Source organism: Marinobacter sp. LM1 (assembly GCF_042763285.1).
GTDB lineage: Bacteria > Pseudomonadota > Gammaproteobacteria > Pseudomonadales > Oleiphilaceae > Marinobacter > Marinobacter nauticus.
Window position 1 is genome coordinate 3,607,473 of sequence record NZ_CP114373.1, and the last position, 24,772, is coordinate 3,632,244.

General features: G+C 57.4%; 25 protein-coding genes. 8 read left to right on the top strand and 17 right to left on the bottom strand.

Annotated features, from left to right (window positions below; translation table 11 throughout):
• Nucleotides 1-72 precede the first annotated feature (72 nt).
• Genes OZ656_RS16945 through OZ656_RS16965 form a run of 5 tightly spaced genes read right to left on the bottom strand, consistent with a single transcriptional unit; the run spans nucleotide 73 to nucleotide 5,791 of the window.
• The gene (locus OZ656_RS16945) at nucleotides 73-891 is read right to left on the bottom strand and encodes an ABC transporter ATP-binding protein (protein ID WP_199452694.1); all 819 of its coding nucleotides are present in this window, start codon (nucleotides 889-891) and stop codon (nucleotides 73-75) included.
• A 17-nt stretch (nucleotides 892-908) separates the two neighbouring features.
• Nucleotides 909-1,973, bottom strand: coding sequence for an iron ABC transporter permease (locus OZ656_RS16950; RefSeq protein ID WP_199452696.1), 1,065 nt, complete (start codon nucleotides 1,971-1,973; stop codon nucleotides 909-911).
• Nucleotide 1,974: 1 nt separating this feature from the next.
• Nucleotides 1,975-2,979 carry an iron ABC transporter permease gene (locus OZ656_RS16955; protein WP_199452698.1) on the bottom strand — a complete coding sequence of 335 codons (1,005 nt, stop codon included), beginning with the start codon at nucleotides 2,977-2,979 and terminating at the stop codon, nucleotides 1,975-1,977.
• On the bottom strand, nucleotides 2,976-3,899 hold the full coding sequence (locus OZ656_RS16960) for an ABC transporter substrate-binding protein (RefSeq protein ID WP_228285563.1): 924 nt from the start codon (nucleotides 3,897-3,899) through the stop codon (nucleotides 2,976-2,978). Before OZ656_RS16960 ends, OZ656_RS16955 begins: the two co-directional genes overlap by 4 nt.
• The gene (locus tag OZ656_RS16965; protein ID WP_379944741.1) at nucleotides 3,899-5,791 is read right to left on the bottom strand and encodes a TonB-dependent receptor family protein; all 1,893 of its coding nucleotides are present in this window, start codon (nucleotides 5,789-5,791) and stop codon (nucleotides 3,899-3,901) included. The genes OZ656_RS16960 and OZ656_RS16965 overlap by 1 nt, the downstream gene beginning before the upstream one ends.
• Before the next feature lie 131 nt (nucleotides 5,792-5,922).
• On the opposite strand from OZ656_RS16965, the gene OZ656_RS16970 reads away from it, so the two are divergent.
• Together OZ656_RS16970 and OZ656_RS16975 are read left to right on the top strand one after the other, a co-directional pair.
• Nucleotides 5,923-6,108, top strand: coding sequence for a hypothetical protein (locus tag OZ656_RS16970; RefSeq protein WP_199452704.1), 186 nt, complete (start codon nucleotides 5,923-5,925; stop codon nucleotides 6,106-6,108).
• An 815-nt stretch (nucleotides 6,109-6,923) separates the two neighbouring features.
• Nucleotides 6,924-7,529 (top strand): hypothetical protein, encoded by a 606-nt coding sequence (locus OZ656_RS16975; RefSeq protein ID WP_153740608.1) that lies wholly within the window; start codon nucleotides 6,924-6,926, stop codon nucleotides 7,527-7,529.
• A 60-nt stretch (nucleotides 7,530-7,589) separates the two neighbouring features.
• Here the strand turns inward: OZ656_RS16975 and OZ656_RS16980 are convergent, their stop codons facing one another.
• The 3 genes from OZ656_RS16980 to OZ656_RS16990 are packed head-to-tail and all read right to left on the bottom strand — an operon-like array spanning nucleotide 7,590 to nucleotide 10,595.
• On the bottom strand, nucleotides 7,590-8,939 hold the full coding sequence (locus OZ656_RS16980) for a serine hydrolase (protein ID WP_153740607.1): 1,350 nt from the start codon (nucleotides 8,937-8,939) through the stop codon (nucleotides 7,590-7,592).
• A 14-nt stretch (nucleotides 8,940-8,953) separates the two neighbouring features.
• On the bottom strand, nucleotides 8,954-10,471 hold the full coding sequence (locus OZ656_RS16985) for a phospholipase D family protein (RefSeq protein WP_153740620.1): 1,518 nt from the start codon (nucleotides 10,469-10,471) through the stop codon (nucleotides 8,954-8,956).
• On the bottom strand, nucleotides 10,419-10,595 hold the full coding sequence (locus tag OZ656_RS16990; RefSeq protein ID WP_162132545.1) for a hypothetical protein: 177 nt from the start codon (nucleotides 10,593-10,595) through the stop codon (nucleotides 10,419-10,421). The genes OZ656_RS16985 and OZ656_RS16990 overlap by 53 nt, the downstream gene beginning before the upstream one ends.
• 234 nt (nucleotides 10,596-10,829) lie before the next feature.
• Between OZ656_RS16990 and OZ656_RS16995 the strand changes: the two genes are divergently transcribed.
• Nucleotides 10,830-12,398, top strand: coding sequence for a methyl-accepting chemotaxis protein (locus tag OZ656_RS16995; protein ID WP_153740606.1), 1,569 nt, complete (start codon nucleotides 10,830-10,832; stop codon nucleotides 12,396-12,398).
• Nucleotides 12,399-12,494: 96 nt separating this feature from the next.
• Here the strand turns inward: OZ656_RS16995 and OZ656_RS17000 are convergent, their stop codons facing one another.
• The 3 genes from OZ656_RS17000 to OZ656_RS17010 form a co-directional block, all read right to left on the bottom strand.
• The gene (locus tag OZ656_RS17000; protein WP_153740605.1) at nucleotides 12,495-12,671 is read right to left on the bottom strand and encodes a hypothetical protein; all 177 of its coding nucleotides are present in this window, start codon (nucleotides 12,669-12,671) and stop codon (nucleotides 12,495-12,497) included.
• Between the two features lie 120 nt (nucleotides 12,672-12,791).
• A complete protein-coding gene (locus tag OZ656_RS17005) occupies nucleotides 12,792-13,355 on the bottom strand; it encodes an NADPH-dependent FMN reductase (protein WP_153740604.1) in 564 nt (187 codons plus the stop codon).
• A gap of 143 nt (nucleotides 13,356-13,498) precedes the next feature.
• Entirely contained in the window at nucleotides 13,499-13,747 is a 249-nt protein-coding gene (locus OZ656_RS17010; RefSeq protein ID WP_153740603.1) for a hypothetical protein, read from the bottom strand.
• 197 nt (nucleotides 13,748-13,944) lie between these two features.
• On the opposite strand from OZ656_RS17010, the gene OZ656_RS17015 reads away from it, so the two are divergent.
• Nucleotides 13,945-14,589 (top strand): hypothetical protein, encoded by a 645-nt coding sequence (locus tag OZ656_RS17015; protein ID WP_023008653.1) that lies wholly within the window; start codon nucleotides 13,945-13,947, stop codon nucleotides 14,587-14,589.
• 27 nt (nucleotides 14,590-14,616) lie between these two features.
• Here OZ656_RS17015 and OZ656_RS17020 read toward each other — a convergent pair whose 3' ends face one another.
• On the bottom strand, nucleotides 14,617-15,285 hold the full coding sequence (locus OZ656_RS17020; protein WP_153740602.1) for an alpha/beta hydrolase: 669 nt from the start codon (nucleotides 15,283-15,285) through the stop codon (nucleotides 14,617-14,619).
• A gap of 150 nt (nucleotides 15,286-15,435) precedes the next feature.
• Between OZ656_RS17020 and OZ656_RS17025 the strand changes: the two genes are divergently transcribed.
• Complete coding sequence (locus OZ656_RS17025) at nucleotides 15,436-17,118, top strand: molecular chaperone HscC (RefSeq protein WP_153740601.1); 1,683 nt, start codon at nucleotides 15,436-15,438, stop codon at nucleotides 17,116-17,118.
• Nucleotides 17,118-18,065 (top strand): RDD family protein, encoded by a 948-nt coding sequence (locus OZ656_RS17030; RefSeq protein ID WP_153740600.1) that lies wholly within the window; start codon nucleotides 17,118-17,120, stop codon nucleotides 18,063-18,065. The genes OZ656_RS17025 and OZ656_RS17030 overlap by 1 nt, the downstream gene beginning before the upstream one ends.
• 12 nt (nucleotides 18,066-18,077) lie before the next feature.
• Here OZ656_RS17030 and OZ656_RS17035 read toward each other — a convergent pair whose 3' ends face one another.
• Entirely contained in the window at nucleotides 18,078-18,845 is a 768-nt protein-coding gene (locus OZ656_RS17035) for a ParA family protein (protein ID WP_153740599.1), read from the bottom strand.
• Between the two features lie 154 nt (nucleotides 18,846-18,999).
• Nucleotides 19,000-19,155: a hypothetical protein gene (locus tag OZ656_RS17040; RefSeq protein ID WP_022990772.1), complete on the bottom strand. Its 156-nt coding sequence runs from the start codon at nucleotides 19,153-19,155 to the stop codon at nucleotides 19,000-19,002.
• 75 nt (nucleotides 19,156-19,230) lie between these two features.
• Between OZ656_RS17040 and rhtB the strand changes: the two genes are divergently transcribed.
• Both rhtB and OZ656_RS17050 read left to right on the top strand, forming a co-directional pair.
• Nucleotides 19,231-19,851 (top strand): homoserine/homoserine lactone efflux protein, encoded by a 621-nt coding sequence (rhtB, locus tag OZ656_RS17045; RefSeq protein WP_113879266.1) that lies wholly within the window; start codon nucleotides 19,231-19,233, stop codon nucleotides 19,849-19,851.
• Between the two features lie 90 nt (nucleotides 19,852-19,941).
• Nucleotides 19,942-20,907: a calcium/sodium antiporter gene (locus OZ656_RS17050; protein WP_199451830.1), complete on the top strand. Its 966-nt coding sequence runs from the start codon at nucleotides 19,942-19,944 to the stop codon at nucleotides 20,905-20,907.
• On the opposite strand, the gene OZ656_RS17055 is transcribed toward OZ656_RS17050, so the two are convergent.
• From OZ656_RS17055 to OZ656_RS17065, 3 genes are all read right to left on the bottom strand, one after another.
• Nucleotides 20,904-21,758, bottom strand: a complete 855-nt coding sequence (locus OZ656_RS17055; protein WP_199451831.1) for a hypothetical protein — start codon at nucleotides 21,756-21,758, stop codon at nucleotides 20,904-20,906. The genes OZ656_RS17050 and OZ656_RS17055 overlap by 4 nt on opposite strands.
• Before the next feature lie 86 nt (nucleotides 21,759-21,844).
• On the bottom strand, nucleotides 21,845-22,711 hold the full coding sequence (locus OZ656_RS17060; protein ID WP_153740596.1) for an ABC transporter substrate-binding protein: 867 nt from the start codon (nucleotides 22,709-22,711) through the stop codon (nucleotides 21,845-21,847).
• An 11-nt stretch (nucleotides 22,712-22,722) separates the two neighbouring features.
• Complete coding sequence (locus OZ656_RS17065) at nucleotides 22,723-24,753, bottom strand: TonB-dependent receptor domain-containing protein (RefSeq protein ID WP_278350548.1); 2,031 nt, start codon at nucleotides 24,751-24,753, stop codon at nucleotides 22,723-22,725.
• Nucleotides 24,754-24,772 lie beyond the last annotated feature (19 nt).

Here is a 24,772-nt window from a genome sequence, read left to right on the forward strand (position 1 = left end):
AAATTCAGCCTCTTTCGTTATAAGTATCTGCAGTAACGGGATAGAACCCGAGTGCTGGCTACGAGTTCTGAATTAAGAGGTAGCGACACAGCGAGGACGTTGCTTGGACCAGCTTTGAGCCGATTCTGCAAATCCGGTGCAAAACGGACGACCTTCCTGCCCCGTAGTAATGCTTGTATGCACCCGAAATACCCGGTTGACGAGGGATTCAGTAATAACTTCCGCAGGGCTACCGATGGTGTCGAGTTGGCCGTCAGCCAGCACCGCAATCCGGTCCGCAAATTGCGCGGCCTGGTTGAGGTCATGAAGTGACATGACCACGGTCAGTCCTTGTTGCTGGTTTAACGTAGACAGGAGCTCCAATACTTCCAACTGGTAGCCCCAATCCAGAAACGTGGTTGGCTCGTCTAGCAACAGGATATCAGTCTCCTGCGCCAGTGCCATGGCAATCCAGACCCGCTGCTGCTGCCCTCCGGAGAGCGATTCCACCGGTCGTTCCGCAAGGTCTGATACCCCGGTCATTGCCATAGCGTCGAGGGTTACATTGTCGTCAGTGGTGAGATTCCTCTGCCACCATTTACGGTGGGGGAAGCGACCCAGCGCAATCAAGTCCCGAACCCGGATACCATCGGGCACAATCGGCTTCTGGGGCAGCATGGCGAGCCTCAGGGCCAGTTTGCCCCGGTGCCATTGGTCAACTGGCTGATCGTCCAGGTAAACCTGACCGGACCGCGGGGGCAACAGGCCGGCGAAACTTTTCAGCAAGGTACTTTTGCCCGAGCCATTGGGGCCCAGCAGGCAGGTAATGCCACCCTCGGGAATAATCAGCGAGACGTTGTCTACAACCGTTTTGTCGCCATAAGCCAGCGAGAGAGACTCGGTTCGTAACATGGAGAAGGGGTCCGCCTTCAGGGTTGACGCGATAATAGATACAAAAAGAAGGGTACACCAAGGACGGCGGAAACGACGCCCACGGGCACTTCATAGGGTGTGAACAGCGTTCGGCCCAGTAAATCCGCCAGTACTGCCAGCACCGCACCCAATAGTACACACAACACCAACTGGACCGGAAGGTTAGCGCCGGCCAGCCGGCGGCTGATGTGGGGGATAAGCAGGCCAATGAAGCCAACGGGCCCGACCACGCCGACCGCGCTGGCCGCCAACAGGGTGGCGATCAGCAGGGCAAAGAAACGCCATCGGTTGAGACCCAGGCCCAGGGTGCGTGAGTGTTGGTCGTCGAGTTGCATCACATTCAGTGGGCGCATGAGCAGAACCACACCGATCAGCCCAACGAGAGTCCATGGCAGCAACGTGTGCAGGTGTTGCCATTCGCTACCGTACAGCGAGCCGGCCAGCCACTGGGCCACCAGCTCGGTATGGGCGTGGCCCCAGAATGCCAGTGCGCCGGTGGTCAGCCCGTGCAGCATACCGGCGATGACCGCGCCGGTCAGCGTCATTTTCACCGGCGACAGCTGGCCATGGCGCATGCCCAGGCAATACACCGCAAGCGCCGTCACCAGTCCGCCTGCCATCGCAAACAGCGGCAGGTATTGCAGGGCAAAGGAGGTATTGCTGTACGGATTCTCACTGGACACCAGCCAGTCACCGACGATGAAGGCGATAACGGCCACCAGGCTTGCGCCGGCGGAGATGCCGAGAATACCGGCTTCGGCGAGGGGGTTGCGGCTGAGCAACTGCAACAGCCACCCCGACAGGGCAAAGTGAATACCGATAAGGGCGCCGGTCAGGGTGCGGGGTAGCCGCAGTTCGAAGACGACTCTCTGTACGTGTTGTGAGCTGTCTCCGGTGAGCCCCGCCCACACCTGGGACCAGCTAAGGTCCACCGCCCCCAGCTGGACGCCCGCGACGATGACAACAACCAGGCTGAGCCCGCCGGCCAGAAACAGCCTGGCGACAGGACTGGCACCGGGAGGCCGGTTTGCGCGGGTTGGTGTCGTCGCCGGATTGGTCACGTTATGCGCTCCGGGTTGAGGCTCGCGAATTGAGCAGGTAGATCAGCCATGGGGCTCCGATCAGGGCGGTCAGCATACCGACGGGTAATTCCTGGGGGAAGGCCAGTTGCCTTGCCAGGATATCGGCAGCCAGCAGCAACAGTCCTCCAAACAGAGCGCTCAACGGTAGCCAGTGCTGAATCTGATCGCCCGTGAGCCGCCGGGCGATGTGTGGCGCCACCAGGCCAATAAACACGATCGGACCGGTGAAGGCGACCAGCGCGGCAGCCAGCAGCAATGCCAGTAACAGGAAAGTCAGGCGCCAGCGTCCGACGGCCAGGCCCATGGCCAGCGCCAGGTCGTCGTCCAACTGCAACACATGAAAGGGGCGCTGCATGACCAGCAGGGCACCGAGTGGCAGTAGCAGCCAGGGCAGCACCATCTGGAGCTGGAGCCAGCCCCGTCCCATCAGGCTGCCCGCCAGCCAATAGTAGAGTTCTGCCGCCTCCGCCCCGGATACCAGCAGAAGGCCGGTGGTCAGTGCCGTTGCCAGCGAGGTCACGGCGATGCCGGCGAGTACCACGCGCTCCGGCTGGAGCCTTCTTCGACCGGCGATGGCGAAGGTCAGAGCACCCCCGAGCAGGCCCCCGCCCAGCGCCATCAAAGGCAGCCACATTGCGCCCGGGGAGCTCAGGGTTCGAAGTGACACCACCGCCAGGGCGGCGGACGCAATCACACCGGTCAGGCCGGGGGATGCCAGGGGGTTCCGGGTAACGCCTTGCATGACGGCCCCGGCAACCCCAAGCGCGGCACCACCAAGAATGCCGAGCAGGTTGCGGGGCAGTCGCAACTCCAGCACGGTAATGCGCGTCAGCAGGCCGCTGGTGCCATCAATGGCTGACAGCAGCTGGAGCGGCGACACCCACTGGGAACCGGCCATCAGACCAACGAGAAACAGCAGAACCAGAAACAGCAGTGTTGCCACATAGAGCGTGGAGGGGCGTGCTGTCGAAGCGCTACCGATCATGTGCCGGAGTCCGGGGCCAGCAACAGACGCTGAATGTCATCAAGGATGCGCTCCCGGGCGATGGGTCCGGCGCCCTCTTTCCAGTAGTGCGGCATTTCGTAGACCTGGCCGGTGCTTACGGCCTTGAGATAGGGCCAGATTGGATTCATTGTGAACGCCCGCTGACGACTGGTGGGTAACAGGAGAATGGTGTCTGGATTGAGTTTCAGCAGGGCCTCAAGGCTGATCCGGTAGCCCAGGGGAATGCCGCTCTCGGGATTGGGTGGCTTGCCACCAACATTGTCGAAGCCCAGGCGTTCCAGCAGCGCGGTGGGCAGAAAGTGGTCGTAGTAGACAAAGGGCGTTTCACTGCCGCTGGTCAGCAGTGCCACGGTCCCCATGGGCTTGCCGTGATTGCGCTGCGCGAGCGATTGAACGTGTTCGAGGAATCGATCGTTGAGTGCCTCCGCTTTGGCCGGCTTACCCAGCGCCTGGCCTGCCAGCTCCACCGCCCGCAGGCTGTCCTCGACCGTTATCAGGTCCAGGGCCAGGAGCGGCGCGATGGCTTCGATCTGATCACCGTCCTTCTCGGTATAGCGGCGGATGGCGATTACGAGATCTGGGCGGACCGACGACAGCACTTCCAGGTTGGGCTGGTGTCGCGGTCCGAGACCCCGCACACCGCTTAACTGTGACGCCAGGTAGTCAGGCACCCCCTGGAGTCCGTAGTCGGTGACCGCGACCGGCGCTGTTCCCAGCGCCAGTGCGACATCCGCGCCGAAAGTCGAAATCGCCGCGGGCCGGGTTGCCGCAGCGGGCAACCGCAGGGTTTCCCCGCGGTCATCCGTCAGCCGGATGCTGTGGTTGTCCGCCCAGCCCGATACAGGCGAAAGCAGGACAACCAGCAGGCTCGTTGCAATCCGTTTCGGTAGTGAGGCCATCAGAAGTCCAGCTGGGCCTCGAGGATGAAGCTTCGGCCCGGCTGAGGTACCCGGCCGACCGGGCTGACGTCCACGCCCCGGAAGTAGTAATCCTCATCCAGCAGGTTGTTGACCGCCAGGCCAAGGTTCAGCACACGATCACCGCCCACCGCGAAGTCGCGCCCGACCCGGGCAGTCACCAGGTGGTAATCCGGCAATTCACCGGCGCTGCCATTGCTGGTTTCTTCTTCGGTGTTGTCGGCATCGCTGTAGCTTTCGCTCACGTACACCCAGTTCACGCTGGCGTCCCAGGCCTGGTAGCTATATACCGCATCGGCGCTGACCTTATGGGTGGGCGCGTTGGGAAGCTCGTTGCCTTTGTTATCGCCGGACAGCTGTTCGGTGTCCAGGAAGGTGTAACCCAGGCCCAGTTCCCACTGGCTGTTCACATTCCAGCGGTTTGCCAGTTCGATGCCCTGGTGGCGGGTTTCGCCCAGGTTCTCGAAGCGGCTGGTTGAGCGATTGAACTGGATCTGGTCTTCATAATCGATACGGAACAGGGTGGCGGATGAGAACAGGTCCGGTGTGACCTGCAGGCGTGCGCCCAGCTCATGGTTCCAGGCGGTTTCATTGGCCACTGCACCTTCACGGGTGGTCTGGGCAATCTGGACTGGCACCAGGGAACGCTGACTGTTGGCAAAGACAAACAGGTCATCAGACGCCTGGTAGCCGACGGTCAGGCCCGGCAGCAGCTCCTCCGCGTTGTTTTCCTCGGTGTTGCCACTGAGGTTGTCGCGGAAATCCATATCAACGTCTTCATAACGCAGGCCCGGCGTTACCGTCAGGCGATCATCCAGGAAGGACACGGTATCGCTGACGTAGAAGGCCATGGCCCGGGTGTCCAGGTGCCAGTCACGTGCCACGGAACGGTTACCGGAGGACAACTCCAGGCGATTGACGTCGAACTCCACATCCTCGCTGACAAATCGCGCGCCCAGGGTGATGTCATGGCGGCCATGGCGAATCGCGAGCCGGGGCTCAGTGCCCAGTGCCGTGAACAAACGTGGTGAATCCGCGACGTGAGTCGAATCCAGCCCCGGGTCCGCCCAGTGGCCAGTGCCGCTGAGGTTCTGGCCGAAGAAGAAGGTGCGGTCGGCATCGTGCACGAAATTGCGCCACTGGAATTCCATATTGTCGGTCGGCGTGTAGGTCCAGGTGAAGGTGGCGCGGCTCATGTCCGCTTCGTAGCCGTCGTAGGGACGCTGGCTCTGGGTGCGATCCTGCTCATAGGCTTGTGGCGTCAGGGCGCCGGGCAGTTCGGCATCGACACGGTAGTACTGCAGCTGCGACGCCAGTTCATGCTGGTCGTTCAGGTAATAACGGGCATCCAGGATCAGGTTATCCACTTCGGTATCGGAGTGGTCACGAAAGCCGTCGCCGCGCTGGACATTAGCCTGGAACTGCAGGTCGAGCTTGTCAGTGGCCCGGCCACCGACCCGGTAATAGGTGTCGGTAAAGACGTTGCCGGTCTCCTCCGCAATGGTTACCCGCTCACGAAGGGTCTGGGAGGTTTCCGCCGGAATCGGCTTGGTAACGAAGTTCACCACGCCACCCACGTTGTTAGGCCCGTAATGAACCGAGGCGCCGCCCCGGACAATATCCACGACTTCCAGGCTCGGAAGGGTAACGGGGAAGAGCGACACGCCGACGTTGCTGTAGGGCCCGATGGCAATCGGGTAACCGTCCAGCAGAATCTGAAGCCGTTCACTGCGCAGCGGATTCAGACCACGCACGCCGATATTGGGAAGAATGCCCGTGCCGGTTTCATCAAGCACTGTAACACCGGGTACCGGGCGCAGGGCGTCCTCCAGGTTCAGAGCGCCGGTCTCCTGAAACTCCTCTTCCTCCACCACCGTGCGGGCACCCGAGTAAGTTCTTTCGGATTCCTCCGTCGGCGGTCCCAGCCAATCAGCAGTAACCTCAAGGCCGGGTAACAGACCGGGTGTTTGTTCTTGCGCTTGTACTATCGCGGGGGAGGCAACCGTTGCAAGAAAAGAAAACGAAAGAAAGGTTGAGCCAGCGGACAGGCTCACGCGAAGACGCCGATTTGGCGAAGATGATTGACCGGGTGTTGGCATTGGGATCTCCAGCAGTGGGTATACTTATGCATGCGTATAATACTGATAATAATTCGCATTACAATGCTGAAAGAAATCGTTACCAACAATGAGCACTATTTCCTGCCTTCCAACGGAACTAGACGTCTTGCAGCGGGCGGCACGTTGCTCACCTTCAAGTTGCGGGGTGTGAATGTTCGCTTTTGTTTAAATTCGAGCACTCGCATTTGCATTGATCGTCATCATGGCGAGTACATTTACCCTTCTGCACCTCGCTATCAATGTATACACACGGCCAGAGGAGCGGCGCCTGCAGCTAAAGCTAAACCGAGATGACGCCCCAGTTGAAGTGAAAACAGGTGCAGGTCATATTCGGTTCGGTTTCGGCCGGGCGTAAATAGCGACACGCTCGCTAGCGCATACCTTTTTACCTTCAACCAGCCCTCTCATAGCGTACAGTTTGCTATCATGAGGTCACCAACAAAGGTGACACTGAAAACAGATGCTCGCAATTTTGATGACACTTGGATCAAATTCCGCGATCGGGCCGAGAAGAATGCTATGTAGCGAGAGCATTTGGCAATCTAGGTGGAAGCTATGTGTCAATTAACGCACCAACTGGCTGTTTCAAAAAGCAGCTGTTCCGCCCCCAGATCCGAGAAGCATGAAACCAGTCGCTCCAAAGTCACGACAAAATCACGACAATTGCTCCGGAAACCTCGTCATTACTGAGGTGAGAGTGCCGCCTCCGGGCACCATGAATTCAATGACTTAGCCCGCCTTGTGCGGGCTTTGTTGTTTCTGGACCACTCGCCACTCTCATACAGCATTGACCGTGTCTTGCACCGCACGTAGGAACTCCGCGCTGCACGTGTACAGTCCGTCAGCTAAAGGGCGCCTCGCAACAACACTGGAAACGGAATTCTTCATGCCATACTGGAAAATACTCGGCTTACTTTCCCTTCTGACCGCTCTCACCGCCTGTGATAACAATGCCCGAAGCGAACTTCTTTGCACGGCAGAGTATCAATACAACACGTCGGGCGCCGATGCTGCGATCGCCGTCGTGCGTCAGATCGGTGACGAACACGACTACGTGGTAGGCAACAATGTGGCGCGGTTTCTAATTCTACGGGGTGCTGATACCGGCAACGTTGACGACTTTGACGAAGCCAATGCCGTGTTGAGTGCGATGAAACCAGCGTCAGCCGACGATCCAGAACTTATTATCTCCCGATATATTAGCGTCCTTCGATTTCTAGCAATTGCTAATGGTAGCGACCGCAACGGCGCCCGCCAGGAGTTGACTCAATACTGTCGCGAGTCGACCCAGCCAGAAGCTGAGTGCCTTAGAAATACCATGACCGAAATATTCGAGCACATCGCCCTTTCTGACGGAACGAAGAATAATTCGTACAAAGATCTCTCGAACCTTTTCAACGAAACCTACCGGTCTGAGTTCAATGACCCTAGTTTGGATGTGCTACGCGACTACTCTCGCTCTGTGGTCACCAGTTGCGGAACGAATGAGTAGCCTGCTCTTAGAAAATTTCTGAACCAATTCGCAAAAGGTTCGGGACCGCTCCTGAAATAACTACAGGTCATCCAGCAGAGGTTTGGTACCAGAGCCAACAAACTGTTGAGCCATCAGATAATCCGCCACAGCCCGGTAAGCCGGCAAGGAAGTCGGATCATTCGCCGCATTGCCGGCAACCGGGTTGGAGGCAAAGCGGACGATGACCATATCGGCAGCAGGATCTATCCAGATCGTTTGGCCATGCACACCGCGCGCCGCGAACGCCCCGTGGTCGTCGTGGCTGACCCACCACATGCCACGATAGCTCCAGCCATCGAGAAGTTCATATCCGGCTTTGGCAAACACCGCCCGGTCGCCACCATTGCGAATACTGGCAATCGCCTGAGCCGGGATAATCTGCTCGCCGGCCCACTTGCCCTCGTTCAGCACGAGTAGACCGATTCGCGCCATATCACGCAACGTGGCGTTGAATCCGCCACCCGCAAATGGAGTACCTATGGAATCGACCGTATAGAAAGCTTCACGCTCTGCCCCGATCTTTGACCAGATACGCTCGGAAAAGTAGTCGGCAACCGAAACCCCGGTCGTTCTTGCGATCAGCCAGCCCACCACATCTGAATTAATGGTTTTGTAGCCGAACGCTTCACCATGCTCTCCGTCTTTTCTGACCGTTTTCAGGTAATCGAAGTAGCTTCGGGGCCCTTCACGTTGTTCGCTCACCAGATACGGGCTCCCGGCCCTGGCATAGGTCCAGACTTCGGCATCAGGATCAGAGTAGTCTTCCGAGTAGTCCAGCGCGGTGGTCATATCCAGAACCTGGCGAACCGTTGCATCACCGAATGCACTGCGCCCCAGTTCGGGAATGATGTCTCCCACCAAAGCGGCTTCATCCAGCGTGCCTTCGGCCATCAACACCTCGCCGAGAAGCCCCGTCAGGCTTTTGGTAACGGACATTGCGCCGTGCAGAGTGTGCTCATCAAGGCAGCCATCGTAACGCTCATAAACCACCCTGCCCTGGTGCAGAACCAGGATGCCATCGGTGTAATTCGCGTCAAAGGCGTCGCGCCAGGTCATCGGCGCCTTACCTCCCAGGGGCAAGAACTCGACCCCGTCTATACCGGCGTCGATGTCTACGGGAAGCTCACTGACACCCTCGCTGCCATTACGTACCACCGTCGTCGGCATCAGCTCCCGGAAATGACAGACCGTCCAGCGCAGTTTAGGAAAGGCAAAATAGTCCGGATCCGTGAAGCGAATCGTTTTGTCGGGCGCCGGAGGAAAACCTTGCATCAGGCCGAGAGCGTCTGGAGTGGAGTCCGGCGCAGACAGCGGTGTCGCTTCCTGGGCCACAGCAGTCCCGCCAAGCAACAGAGACAGCGCAAAGCCGAGATGTACAGCTGAGTTCATTGTCTTTTCCTTATTCAAAGCAGCCACTCAATTGGCAGTATCGACAACAGGAAAATCCCCGTGCGTTGCAAAAATCCTGTATTGGGTTCCTGCTCATGGCGGATGACATCGCCATCAACGTGCTCTACCCAATAAAGCTCACCGTTCTCGGTTAGTCGAACTTCGTAAGCCCGCAACGGGATGCTTTCTTCAAAGGCCTCGTGGATCTTTTCTGAAAGCGCCGGGCTCTCAATCACAAAGCCCAGCTCGGTGTTCAGGTTGATTGAGCGGGGATCGAAATTGAAGGAGCCAACGAACAGTCTCTCGCCGTCAACGGCAAAGGTCTTTGCATGCAGGCTGGAGCCCGAACTACCGAAGGGCCCGGCGCTCTGGTTCCGTTCAACATCAGGCGAGAGCCGCCGCATCTCATACAGATGGATACCGGCCTTAAGCAGAGCCTTGCGACGTTTGGCATAACCCGCATGAACAGCGGCTACGTCGGTGGCATCAAGAGAATTGGTCAGTATGCTTACCTCAATACCTTTGTTCGCCAAAGCCGCAAACGCATCAACACCCGCCCGGGTTGGCACGAAGTACGGGGAAATCAATGCGACCCGGGATTCTGGTTCTCCAAGAATCTCGCCAAGCTTATACGCCAGCAGATCTTCCCTTTCAGATCTCCCAAGCCCTTTGGCGGGGCTATCACTGACCATTCGGGTTCTGGCCCAGTCGAACTCCAGTACCCCAGACAACAACTGACGCACAAAATCAGATTCGGAAACTGCCTTCACATAGTCTGTCGCCGCCTGGTCGTTCTCAAGCTTCAGCGCACGACGCTCCAGCTCGCGCAAATCCGCATCGGAAGCGGCGGGCAACAGCTGTTCAACGGGATACGCGGAGGCACTGGCCCAATAGCGATCAAAATCACTCGATACCTCAGGCACCACCGGGCCAATGGCCAGCACGTCCAGATCCGCAAAAAGAACGCCGGCGGTGGCACCAAAATACTCATCGCCGATATTCCGGCCACCGACAATGGTGGCCTGGTTATCCGCCGTGAATGACTTGTTGTGCATGCGCCGGTTAGCCCGCGAGAAGTCCGTCAGGTACCCCAACCATTTGGGATTACGGATCACAAACGGGTTAAAGAGTCGTACTTCAATGGAAGGATGACTTGCCAAGGCAGCGAGTTCGGCGTCTAACCCGGAGGTGCCGTTATCATCCAGCAGCAACCGGACCCGCACTCCCCGCTCAGCCGCCGTATGCAGCTCTTCCAACAGCAGTGTTCCGGTTATATCGCCATGCCAGATGTAATACTGAACGTCCAGAGTTCGATCGGCGGCGCGCGCCAGCAGAACGCGGGCAGCAAAGGCATCCCGAGGGTTTGCCAAGGTATGGATGCCACTATTACCAGGATAGCTCTCCAGCTGCGGCGCAATGGCCTGTCCGAGCCGGGTATCGGCGGCCTCATCCAGGTCCAGGGCGCTGGACTCCGATCGGTCAGCGATTGGCAATGCGCAGGCCGACAACAAGACCGATAAAAAGAAGACCATCAGCAACGTTAACGTCCGTTGCTTTGGATTCGCGAAACCAAAATCCGGAATAAATTGTCTCAACGTGCCTGCCCCAATAGCGCCCCAACTCGCATGAAAACAGATTTGCCCAGGTAATGACCATAGGCGTTGATATCCAATGGTCAGACTACCATGTCGCTGGCGTCCGCCCTCTGCCCTATTAACAATCGGGCGATTATTCAGCCGGTCCTGGCGCAAACACCATCCTTAGCCATTCTCACAATTAAATTTACAAATCTTTTTCAAACTCAACCAAAAATTCAGGAGAAAATGCCGTATACCGTCCCAACAGGCCATTAAATGACTCGCAGGGAGGCGGTTACCAAAGGAAAAATCGATGCGTGCTTTTTGGGGAAACCTTGCGGTGGGAAAGAAGCTGGCTTCCAGCTTTGCGATTCTGGTGCTGCTCATCCTGATCGTCGCGGTCGTCAGCATCACCTCACTCAACGACTACAACCATCGCGTATCGATATTAAAACAGGCCAACCAAGCTGAAATCTCGTTGCTGGAGGCTGAGCGGGAGGAGAAGAACTATCGGATACACGAAACCCCCGAATCCATTGATCGAGCCGCCGACTACCTGGTGCAAACCAAAGCCGCTCTGGCCACATTGATGACACTGATCCAAAACGCAAGCGACCGGCAACTGGTTGAACAGATACGCGCCGATATCGAAGACTATCAGTCTCTCCTGAACACCTATACGGCAAGCCTATCCGCAGGCGCTGCTGATACGTCGTCCCTCGAAGAACAACTATACAAAGCCGCTCACAATGCCATTGGCAAGACCGAGGAACTGAAAGAGCGCGAGCGGATTCTGATGGAAGAGCGTTATGACCTGACGGTTATCGAAATCATCGCTATAACCGCACTGGCCATGTTTGTGGCGGCGATCGTGGCATGGACCCTCACTCGCTCAATAACACGTCCGATCAGCGAAACCCTGAGTATTGCCAACAAGGTTGCATCGGGCGACCTCACCGTAGACAGCCGAAGTAGTCGTGGCGATGAGTTTGGTCAGCTGTTGGCAGCGTTTGGCATCATGGTCACCAACCTCCGGGGACTGATTCAGGAAATCAATCAGGGTGCGGCCAGCATCGCTTCGGCGTCAGAGGAACTCTCCGCGGTCACCCACCAGACAAACATGGGAGTCGCCGAGCAGAAGTCGCAAACAGATCAGGTCGCCGCAGCGCTGAATCAGATGGTCGCGACGGTCACTGAAGTTGCTCGAAGCGCCGAAGCCGCCTTTCAGTCCGCAAATCACTGCAGCGACAGGACAGAAAGTGGTACTGCGGCTACCAACGAGACCCTCAGCTTCGTATCCGAGCTGAACTCGCAAAGCACCTCGGTCATGCAGCAACTCAATACCCTGAAAGCGGAAACCGACAATATCGGCACGGTGCTGGACGTTATCAAAGCAGTTGCTGAGCAGACCAACCTTCTGGCGCTGAATGCTGCGATCGAGGCTGCCCGGGCCGGAGACCAGGGGCGCGGCTTTGCCGTAGTGGCGGATGAAGTAAGATCACTTGCCAAGCGAACCCAAACGTCTGCAGTGGAAATCGAGTCCCTGATCGGCAACCTTCTCGCCAGCGCCGAAGCGGCCGTATCAGACATGGGGCGCGGGCACCAATTAGCCAAGCAAACACTGGAACGGGCAGAACTGGGAGGCACAGCCATTCAGGCCATTGCGGAAGCTGTTGAAGAGATTCGCCGTTACAACAGCCAGATCGCTACCGCCGCTGATCAACAGATTTCGGTTGCCGAAGACATGAACAAGAATATGACTCAGATCCGGGATATTGGAGACCAGTCTGCGGCCTCCACGGAGCAGGTATCGGCGGCCAGCGAGGAGCTGGCAAGACTAGCCGAAGGGCTTCACACGCAAATCGCGCAATTCCGGTACTGATCAACCCAGCGGGCCTTCCGATCATGAACGACAACAACTTGAAGCGGGCAGCGAGGTTCGAGGTATCGATTAGGAGCTCGCTGACGCCAGAGACTGTTAGCCGACCCGGGCCTGCAGAGGGGACATCTTCCGCTCCACCTCCCCACGTTCCTCCTGGGCTCTTTTCAAGCGGGAATAGTTGGTTGGGGTCGGTTCCCGGTCATAGCGTGTCTGCGCCTGATGCGCCAGATCGCACTTCTCCAGCCACTGTTCGATAAGCTCTACTGTGCTCATGGTTCACCTCCGTTTTCGTTAGGTATGCGTTCACCATAAACGACCCACGGAGGTAGAATCCCGAAAGCTTTATGCTTGAATTGTGGCAAATAATGATCGGAAATCAGAGCGCCCGGTGAGTTAGCGCATGGCCTTCATTCCCTCGGCCCACTTGGCCAGCTCCGTCAGCATGGTCGAGGCCGATCCAGTATGATGCTCGGCCGCCTGGAACTTGCGATTTTCGTCCAGAAGTTCCCAGGGCATCTGCACCATCACGCCCTCCACCATGGGCATCATTTTAACGGTGGTCACCAGTTGTTTTGCCATCTGGGCAGACCTAAGCCCGCCAGAGACGCCGCCATAGCTGACAAAGGCACACGGTTTATAATTCCACTCGTTGTACACGTAGTTGATCGCGTTGATGAAGGAAGGCGGCGGGCAGAAGTTGTACTCCGGAAGCACGAACACGTAGGCGTCTGCGCCGGACACACTCTCCGACCAGTTTTTCGTGTGCTCGTGCTGATACTGCTGCTGACGCGGGTGATTGGGCTCGTCATAAACCGGCAAGTTAAAATCCGCCAGATCCACCAGCTCACTGTTAAAAGCACCCTGTTCGTTGGCAAAACCGTTGAACCACTCAGCGATGGCGGGGCCTACACGGCCGGGGCGAGTACTGCAGATGATTGTCTGTAACTTGAGGGACATGGCAGGTTTCCTTTTGCTGAATAAACAGATCCACCAACGCAAACCGTACAGCAATACCGGTTCACGCCGTTATGTAGTCTTGATCAGTCTAGCCTCAGCGCCAGGCGATAGATAACACAAGCTTCTGCAGTAATTGTTCAGTTTTACTGACGATCCCGGAGCACCTTCCAGTCCAGAACATTTCCCTCGGAATCAAACTGAACATAGCCAGAATAGCCGTCGGATTCATGCCAGGTCTTAACGTAACCGACCACCTGGCCATCTTCGGCAATCATTTCAAAGGAGGTGTTCTTCTCGTGGGTAATGCGTTCATCATCACTGTCAGGAGCGACTTCTTGAAGCTTCAGGTTCGGGTTTCCGGGAAGTGCGATATCGAGCAGATGTGAGTTCATGGCAAAACCTCTTCGGGCATTCAGGCAGGGGACCGGTTTCGATCCGTCACGGCCAGTGTAGGCAGGATTTGTGTCGCTGCGTTGACACACCTCAAGACCGTTTCCGTGTTCAGCAGACTGTCACAATCCATGTCTTTGAACCCTGGACCGGCTGGCTGCTATGTTAGTTCCGAAAACAGGAACCGGAGGCTACCCCAATGGACTACGTCAGCCCGATCAGCAGCGCCATAATGGCGGTTGTCTGGATCGTCTACTTTCAGCTGTTTTTCCTGCAATACAAACGAAATAACCGCCCCTATCTGGTCATCCACCATGCCCAGAACGAGAACCCGGATGCACTGTGTTTGCTGGTGAACATGGGGCAGGAAACGGTGCATATTCAGTGTGTACAGGTTGTGGTGCATACCCGGGCTGGGCAAGAGAAAACCCTGACGGTTACGCAATACGAGAGCGTCGCACCGGATGACTCCAACGTACAGCATGCTCTGCGGCAAGGCCCGGTGCCTTCCGGTGGCTACCTGGTTCTGGGCTCGTTCCGGAATGTGATTCTCGGCAAGAACAGCGAGGACGAAGACAGCGACTATCTTTTCGAGGACATTACAGGATTTGAACTTCGGGCAGCCGTGATTCACGGCCCCAGCACCTACCCCGTAGGTGTGCGCCGGAGCTTCACTTTGCGCCACGATGGCAGACCCAAAATATTCCCGCACAACATTCACAGCGAGCAGCTAAACCGGCGCAGAGACCGCAACGAGGTACGCCGCTGGCTTGAGGAAGAGCTTCAGCCCAAATGCAGAGGTCGTTCGGAATCGGACAGCTCCGACCAGTCCGCCAGCGAATAGAACGGGGAAGATGAGTCCCCGTCCGAGTTAGCGGTCTCCCGAGGTCAAACGAGACAGGAAAGCGTCCAGGTCTCTTACCTCTTCAAGGCACAGGCTATGTTCCATTCCATAGCTTTGATACTCCGGCTCGTACCCGAGATCCTGAAGTTTCCGAAGTGCCGCCTGGCCAAGTGTATCGGCCACGATAGGGTCGAAGCGACCATGGCCGATAAATACCGGCAACTTGCGGTTGGCTTCGCTCAGCTCAATGGTATCAGCCGTGGCAAAGTAAGTAGACAGCGCAAACAGGCCACCAAGACGTTCCGGATAGCTGAGAGCCAGTTCATAGGCCACCGCACCGCCCTGGGAGAATCCACCCAGGATAATGTTTTCACTGGCAACGCCCCGCTCCTGCTCGGCCCGGATCAGCTCTGCCACCATGGCTGCGGACGCGCGAAGCTGTTCGGCATCAACCTTACGATCGACGTCCATGGCAAGAATGTCGTACCAGGCAGGCATCACCATTCCGCCATTGATGGTAACTGGCAGCTCCGGTGCATGGGGAAAAATGAAACGGACGGGCTGCTCCCGCGAGAACCGGAACTCCGGAACCACCGGCTCGAAGTCGTGACCGCTGGCGCCAAGACCGTGCAGCCAGATTATGGTGGTTTGCGGGTTGTCGCCGGTGTCGATTTGCAAAGTATTCAGAGTGCCCATCCGTTCTCCGTTATGTCAGTAACAGGTTGTCATCCGCCTGTAGATTCGATAATTTTCCAGTCCTTGCCACGCTCGGCCTGATGGATACAGCGAGCGCACAGCCTGCCGATTTGAATTCGGCAGCCCACTATAAAGGAACATGGACGTACAATGACAACCATTGGTATCGACCTTGGCACCACCAACAGTGCCTGCGGCGTCTGGACGAAAGACGGCGTAAAACTAATTCCCAATCGCCTTGGCGAAATCCTGACACCCTCCGTGGTCAGCCTTGACACCAACAACGAATTGCTTGTCGGCCGGGGCGCCAGGCAACGTCTGATCAATCACAGCGATCGTACCGTGGCCACGTTCAAACGACTGATGGGTACGGACCATACCGTTTTTCTTGGCCGCATGGGGTTCAACGCGACGGAACTGTCTTCGCTGGTTCTAAGGTCTCTGAAAGAAGACGCGGAGGCCTTTCTCGGAGAACCGGTATCCAGCGCCGTCATCAGTGTTCCTGCCTACTTCAGCGACAACCAACGCCAGGCAACCCGACAAGCCGCAGAGCTTGCCGGCCTGAAGGTGGAGCGCCTGATTAACGAGCCCACAGCCGCCGCGATTGCCTATGGTCTGCATGAAAAGCAGGAAGGCATGTTCCTGATTCTGGATTTTGGTGGCGGCACCTTCGACGTCTCCCTGCTCGAATATTTTGACGGTGTTATGGAAGTTCATGCCAGCGCCGGTGATAACCACTTGGGTGGCGAGGATTTTGTCGACGTCATGGTGGCGGATGTGCTGGCGCGCAACGGCCTGTCCCAGGAAGCTATTCCACCCCTTGATCTGCAGAACCTGTATCTCCAGATGGAGGGTGCGAAACGCAAGCTGGGGCCGGGCCAAACGCTCACACTGACGCTTGGGAAGAAAACGGTGGAATTCGAAGTAACCCAGGACTGGTTTATCGAAATCTGCACCCCACTTTTGCTACGCGCCAAGGCACCTATCGAAAGAACACTGCGTGATGCAAAGATACCCGTAGCCAGCATAGACGATGTCATCCTGGTGGGCGGGTCAACCCGGCTGGCTCCTTTCCGCGCCATGGTCGGGCGTATGTTCGGCAGACTGCCCTCCTGCCATATTGATCCGGATACTGTGGTTGCCATGGGCGCCACCATCCAGGCCGGACTGGTAATGCGGGACGAAGCCCTGGACGATATCGTGCTGACCGATGTCTGCCCGTTCACATTGGGTACGGCTGCCTTCAATGAACCCTATGTCGATGAACTCAGCTACTTTCCGATCATTGAACGCAACTGCGTGGTTCCAATCAGTATCGTTCGAAGACTCTATACGGCAAGCCACAACCAGTCGGTGGTGGGTGTTAAGGTCTACCAGGGCGAAAGCCCGAACATAAACAAGAACATATTCCTGGGTGAGATAAAGGTCCGGGTACCAAAAGGCCCCAAAGGCGTTGAAGCTGTGGATGTGCGTTACAGCTACGATGCCAACGGCATTCTGGAAGTGGATGTTACAGTGGTCTCCACCGGAGTGAACAAACAACTGGTTATAGAACGTGCCCCGGGAGCTCTCAGTGACGCTGAAAAAGAGGCCGCCAGAGCTAAACTCGCCGGGCTCAAGTTCCATCCCCGGGACGGTGAAGAGAACCGGATGCTCGTGGCAAGGGCGGAACGCCTCTACGAATCGAGTCTGGACCACCGGCGAGAGTTTGTTGGCAAATTGCTCGATCGCTTTCATTACGCTCTGGACCGGCAGCTTCCTCATGAGATAGAGGAAGCACAGACCTATATGAAAGACATGCTGGATCAGCTGGAAAGCGAGCACTGGTTCTGATGTGGCCCTGGTCTGAGCTCGGGCTGGAATCTACCGACGATGTCCGGGCCATCAAGAAAGCCTATGCCAGGCTTCTGAAACAGACCCGACCCGACGAACACCCTGAAGCCTTCCAGCGCCTGCATCAGGCCTACAAAGAGGCTCTGGCCAGCGCACAACCAAAGAACCAGCACCCGGCTCCCAAGTTTGGTGAGCCGGCGCCGTCAGAGCCGATACAGACGCCAGAAGAACCCTCTGCGGCATCAAAACTGTTTCAACCGCTGAATGACTCTGGCAACACGCCACCGCCAAACGCTGACCCATTCCCGGGTCAGCCTGCGGGACAGCAACCACTTCAGGTCAATGAGCCTCCTCCAGACAACAAGCCTTTTTTCGACAACACGGACAACAAGCCCGAGTCCCTCGAAAACACAAAGCTCACACTTGAAACCGAACCGCCGCCACAGACGGATATTGATCCGGCCAAACCCGTTCCCGGCGAAAAAATCTTTCGGTTTATCCGGGGCGGACGTAGCACCGCGGCACCACCACCGATTGAAGATACCCCAGTGGCGAGCTACCGAATGCGGGCTTTGGCGTTTGCACTGGATACGATTGCCATAGCAGTTGCTCTGGCCATTGGCCAATTCCTGTTAACCGCCATTACGGGTAAAGCGGGCTTGCCTCTATGGATTTTAGCTCCGGCAACTTACCCACTGGCGGCTCTGCTCTTCGAGGGGTCACGCTGGCAGGCCACCCCCGGGAAAAAACTGCTTGGGCTCAAAGTGGTCAATCGCGAACTGATGCCGCTATCAAAACGCCACAGCCTGGGGCGCATTTTTACATTCGTTGTGACCACCGCGTTGCTCTGGAAAGGCATCTGGCTGGTCAATGCGTTTCTGCGCGGCCGGCTACTGCATGATCGGCTTAGTAAAAGCTACGTTGTACATGTGAGCAACCTTCCCTGAAGGCTGAACAAACTAGCGAAACATTCGTTTCCGGCTGAGACCAAGATCGGCCTGAATCGCCTGCCATATTTTCCGGTATTCCTCGGCTGCAGGACTGCGAGGCGCCAATCGTTCCAGAGGCTGCCCCTCCTCCCCCATTCGTTCCACCACACTGGCATAGGGAACGGCGACCGGCATCGGATTCGTCAGCAGCTCCGTTCCCCTTGCCAACACATCCCGATGCAGATTCTTACGCCTATCCACCATTGAAAAGAACGGACGCAGCTTCTTAACACCGAGTTTTTTATCTTTTACAAAGTCTTTCAACTGATCCCAGCTGTTCAGGGACAACCAGGTGGGTACCACCGGTACATACACCTTGTCAGCCACATCCAGCACCTGCTCGGTAAGCCGGGATAACGTGGGCGGGCAATCCAGAATTACCAGACTGGTGTCTTCCGACAAAGGTGCCAACAGGTCTTTCAACGCGTTGCCATCGTGCTCCTGTTCGAGCTTGATGTCGAAATTTCGAAAGCTGGAATGGGCGGGGATAAAATCCAGGTTGGGATAAACGTCTTCGTGAATAAAGCGGGCAATAGGCGATTTCCCCTCCAGCAGTTTGGAGAGTTTCCGGCCCTTCACGGGCTCTGCTCCGGCAAGGTAGAAACTGGAGGCCCCCTGTGGGTCCAGATCCCAGAGCAAGGTCCTCAGATTGTCCCGGCTGGCCAGGTAAGCGGTGTTGACCGCAGCGGCGGTCTTTCCAACCCCGCCCTTGGGGCTGTAGAAGGCGATGATTCTCATCCTGTGCGGCTCCTGCCGTGTTCCATGTCAGTAAACACTACAGGATAACAGCGACCCAGGGGCTATTCATGAAGCTTTTATGACAACCAGCAAGCGACGACTGGCACTAACTGTCCGGGATAGGAGGGTATGAAAGGCTTTCGTAAAACCACTTTCAAGCGGCTTTGCGAAAGCCCTCCGACCGAACCGTCTTGTCCCGGCTGCGCTTGTATTTGGTTTTGTCCTCAACCACACGCATCTGGTATTTTGGCGTTCTCAATTCACGTTGCACAGCACTATGCTGCGTGGCTTTCGCCCGTTTTCTGGCCATGTCACAGTCTCCTCTTCTGGCCGGTGTTTTGTGGCGGCTAGTATAACATCTTCGGATTCAGCAAGAGCGTAAGCAATGACACTCACTGTCTGGCTGACCTTTCTGGTCGCAGCTGTTTTTATCAGTATTTCGCCTGGCGCCGGCGCGGTGAATTCCATGAGCAGCGGGCTTCGCTACGGGGTGCGTAAATCTCTGCCCACCATTGCCGGTCAGCAATTCGGTTACGGCGCACAGATCGTGCTGGTAGGCGCCGGGCTGGGCGCAATCGTCGCCTCCTCCAATACTGCTTTGGCAGTGATCAAATGGATTGGCGTGGTTTACCTTATCTGGCTCGGCATCCAGAAATGGAGGGAGCCACCTATTGAAGCATCCCGGGCGGACCTCTCCGCGTTCAGTCCAAGACAACAGTTCTGGAACGGAGCTCTGGTAAACCTCACCAACCCGAAGGCCACCATCTTCCTGATTGCCCTGTTCCCTCAGTTTCTGGTGGCGGGCGCGCCCCACGGCCCTCAACTGGCCACCATGGGGGCCACGCTGATCTTTGTCGATATCCTGGTGATGGTAGGCTATGCCATTCTCGCCAGCCAGCTGTTCCGGTTCATGACCACCCCTGCGCGCCAGCGGCAAATGAACCGGGTTTTTGGTGGCCTGTTCGTGACCGCAGCGGTGGCCCTGGCCAGTTTCAAGAGAGCCTGAATTGCCACTGGCTGATAGGTAGTTCTGTGTAATTGTGCGGCCACTGCGATTGCCGTCAAATACTCCGACATCAACCTGGGAGCCAACAACGTGCTGATTGCTTCTCTCGCCATTCTTGCCGGTCTTGCCCTTCTGGTCTGGAGTGCAGACCGCTTTGTTGAGGGCTCCGCCGCTGCGGCCGGCCACTTCGGAATGCCACCATTGCTGATCGGTATGGTGGTGGTTGGCTTTGGCACCTCGGCACCGGAGATGGTGGTTTCCGCGCTGGCGGCCTCTCAGGACAACCCGGGACTGGCGCTGGGTAATGCCTATGGTTCCAACATCACCAACATCGCCCTGATTCTGGGTATCACCGCCGTGATCGCCCCGATTGCCGTGCACTCTCAGGTGATGCGCAAGGAACTGCCGATTCTGGCCCTGGTTACCCTGGCGGCGGCCTGGCTGCTGTTTGATGGCGAACTCAGCCGGCTGGATGCGGCCGGCCTGCTGGTGCTGTTTGCCCTGTTACTGGGCTGGAGCATCTGGTCTGGCATGAGAAAAACCGATGATGCCTTCGCCACCGAAATGGATGCCGAGCTTGCCGCTCATCCCATGCCCATTCGCAAGGCGATTCTCTGGCTGGTGGTGGGGCTGGTTCTGCTGATTATCAGCTCCCACGTTCTGGTTTGGGGGGCGGTCGACCTAGCCACTCGCTTTGGCGTCAGTGACCTTGTGATCGGCCTGACCATTGTGGCTATTGGCACGTCCCTGCCGGAACTGGCCTCTTCAATCATTGCGGCCCGCAAGGGCGAGCATGATCTGGCTTTGGGTAATATTCTGGGCTCCAACCTGTTCAACACCCTGGCCGTGGTCGGTATTGCCGGCTCCATTGCCCCCATGGCGGTGGCCAATGAAGTCTTGATCAGGGATATTCCAGTGATGGTGGGCCTGACCCTCGCCCTGTTTGTGCTAGGCTATGGATTTCGCGGGCCCGGGCGTATCAATCGTGTGGAAGGTGTTGGGCTGCTGGCCATCTTCGTGGGCTATACGGCCTACCTGCTAAGCACCACCTTTTAAGAGAGCAGTCCCGGGGTCAGCAACCATTCACTGACTCCCGGATACTGCTCCAGGTCCAGGACAAACTCCTGACCACGTGCCGCGCACTTTAAGCGGCAGTATTCCCCGGAATCCTCCAGGCGCCAGCGTTCCGGATTGTGGTGATAACTCAGGGACGACTTACCAGGTTGGGGCATGAAGGCTGCCGGCAATCGCCACTCCGTGACCTTTGCAGCTCCGGGCGCGGTCAGCCGGTGTTGGTCTGACAAAGCCTGCACGGCTCCAGCAGCTGGCAAATCCTCACGCAAGCCTGGAATCTGAAGCCTGTCGCCGCTGACATAGAGACAGTTCCGTACTGATCGCTCGCCATGCAGATGTGGATGATAGCGCGCCCACTCCGGTACTGACGGCACGTCACCCAGAGGCCAGACGTCTGCCACCTGCAACCAGCCCCAGACAGCGTGAAACGGTCGGCTACCTGGCACAAAGCGCCATCGTTTACGATAACGTTCCACCGGTCGGAACAGCGCAAAAAACAGAAAAAGATCACCAGGACCAATGCAATGATTGGCCAGGTGCGCCTGGGCCGAACTGTGCTGGCCAAGCACCGGGCGCCAGCCTGGCAGCCGGGGATAGGCACTTTCGATAACATCGGGATCCAGATGCGCACCACGTCTGGAAAACGCCTGCTGCCCGGTAAGCTGCGACACCAGCGAACCAATGCTTTCTCCGTGGCGCCGGACCTGGCTATAGCGAATGGGCGACTGGTCGTCCGGAATGGGCAGCGCCAGGCAGCTGCCATCCGGGAAGACCGGATTGGGACAGCCACCTGCGGAACTGTCGAAGCCTTTTCTGCTGAGGATCAGTTTCATAGCCGAGCATTATTGACCAAAGCGGCGCAAACAAAAAAGGCCCGTCGGCGTTTGCCGGCAGGCCTTAAGATTCTGCTGCGCGGAAGTTACCGCACCGCGTTCACCACTTCGTCCACTTGCAGCCGTACGCTCTGCAAGCCGCCACCGGACAGGTACCAGAGGCCTGGGTTAAGCACCACGACTTCGGCAGACACACCCGCCTCGGCCAACGAAGCTTTCAACGTCTCCGGCGCCAGCGGTTCAGCCCCGATCGCGGCGCTGCGATCAACCACCAGCAGGGTATCCGGCGCCATTTGCGCGAGAACGTCGGCCGTCACCGGATAGAAGGTACGCTCTCCACGCATCACCGGCTGCACACTGTCTGGTACAGCCGCTGGCGTCAATGCCAACAGTTCGTAGACTAATGCTTCCTGCCGGAGTGAAAAGTTACCGTTATTATGGGTCACCACGGTAACGGTACCTGCGTCAGCCAACGTCGCCTTTTGCGCCTCGACGTGCTGCCAGAGCGCGTCCAGCTCTGCGCCAGCCGCCTCTTCAAGGCCGTAGTAGCCAGCCAGGCTGAGCACACGGTCATTCACCGCTGCCTGAAGACCATCCCCCTCCAGCGTGACATCACGTACTGGAGCCACCTTCGCAAAGGACGTAAGGGCTTCCGCCCCCTGGCGCCCGGTCATCAGTACCAATCCTGGTTTCAGGTCAGTGGCCAATGCCAGGTCGGGTGTCTTGAGACCACCTGCATCCGGCAGCCTTGCGCCCAGGTCCGCCAGGTAATCCGGCAGGCTCTGGTGCGGAATGGCCACAACCTTTTCTTCCAGACCCAGCTCCAGCAAGGTGTCCAGTGCACCGTGATCGTAGCTGATCACGGTTGGGCCGGTTACTTCCGTCGTGGTCGCGCATCCGGTCAGGGTCATGCCAGCCAGAGCAAAAGCCATAATCCGTTTCATTGAAGTCATGGTTACTATCCTCAGAAGTCGACCGCCAGGCCAAGGTTCAGGCGACGGCCATCCAGCACCACGCCATAGTCATCATTGGTGATTTCTTTATCAGCCAGGTTGTACAGACCCGCGGTCACCCGGGCAGAATCGGTCAGTTGATAAAGCAAGCCGGCATCCATCAGCGTGTAACCCGGCGTGCCATCTGACATGCTACGGCGGCCAAGGTAATCGCTGGTTTCACCACGATAGTTGGCCTGGAACCAAAGATTCAGCCGGTTATTCGCTTGCCAGTCCAGGTTGGCGTTAGCCATGTGCTCAGGAATTTTGTTCAGCGGTTCGCCTTTGTACTCGCCGGTCTTCTGTTCAGAATCGGTGTAGGTGTAGCTGGAATTCAGAGTGACCGAGTCGGTCAGCCGGTAATCCAGCGTCAGTTCGACGCCTCGCATTTCGGCTTCGTCGATGTTGGCCCGGGTACTCAGGAACAGGTAGTCGTTGCCCTGAAAGCTGCAGGTCCAGGTGGCCGGGTCATCGCGATCCCCACTGGGAGACTCACAAAGCCGGTCCTCGGCAATCTTGTCTTTGAAATCGGTCTGGAACAGCATCACGCTGGCGTTCAGTCCCATGGCCCGGCTATCAAACACCATACCCGCCTCGTAGCTGATACTGGATTCCGGATCCAGTTCCGGGTTGCCGATGATCAATGCCCGTGGATGCGGCGCAGGTGAGCCACCGCCGCCAGTGCCGCGGCCGAAGCCTTCGGTCACATCGGCCAGACCCGGCTGACGATACCCGGTAGACACCCCACCCTTGAGGGTCAGCTCTGGCGTCAGATCGTAAAGTGCGTAAACCCTTGGTGAAAACTCACCACCAAACAGCTCATCGTCGTTGTAGCGCAGCCCTGTGGTCACCGACAACTTCTCGGTCAGCCCCCACTCCACTTCTGAGTACACCGCAGCGATCCAGCGATCAACACTGCGTACGGCGCCTGGAATGTTGGATGTCAGCAAACCATTGGTTTCGTCGGTCAGCTTTTCCTTCTTGTACTGGCCACCCACTGTCAGCACATGGTCGCCCCAGAACCGTGTAGCCTGGGTATCCAGCATGGATACTTTCTCTTTCTTGGTCTGATCCTGTACCCGCTCGGACAGGTCGTGCTGGATAAAGCTCCGGGTCAACCAATCGCCATAGTTGCCGGCGTGAGACAGCACGTATACATCTTTGTCGTAGATGTAGTTTGAGCCGGTTTCATCCTCTGCGACACTCTTGCCGGGTGTGCTGGTCTCTTCCAGACGGGAGCTGTCGTAACTCAGGGCAAATTCGTTGCGACTATCCGGAGTCAGAATCAGCTTGGCGCCACCCTGCTTGCGCTTGCTTTCCGGGGTACTGCGTGCGGAGTCATCGGCACCGGCAAAATCGCTCTCATCGTCACCCCCCCAGGCGGCATTCACTTCGGCACTGAGCAGATCCTCCACCAGTGCGCCGCCGGCAAACAGGCTGGTCTGCCGGCTGTCGTTGCTGACATCGTTCAGGGATTTGGTGTACTCGGATGAGATAGTGCCCGCCCATTCACCACGGTTTTTGCGGGTGATGATGTTGATGACGCCGCCCATGGCTTCAGAACCGTACAGCGACGACATCGGGCCACGGATGACTTCAACCCGCTCGATCATGGAAATGGGCGGCAGAGCAATCTGCTTGCCACCGTCCTGGCCGTTGGTGTTTACCGAACGCCCCGCTGAGACCGGCCGGCCGTCGACCAGATAAAGCGTGTAACTGTCATGCATCCCCCGAATGCTGATGTCCTGCGCACCACCGCCACCGGTTACGTACACTCCCGGGATGCTATTCACCGCATCGACAATACTCTTGTAGGACTTCTTCGCCAGCTCCTCGCCAGAGATCACCGAAATACTGGCAGGCGCATCCGAGATGTTCTGCTCGAAACCAGCCGCAGTCACCACAATTTCACCCAGCTCAACGGGCTCAGTCTGGGCCAGGCTCGCGGTGCTGGCACTGGCCAGGGCAACTGCTGACGCCAGCAAAGGAAAACGACGGCGCATGAATAACTCCTTGTGTTGT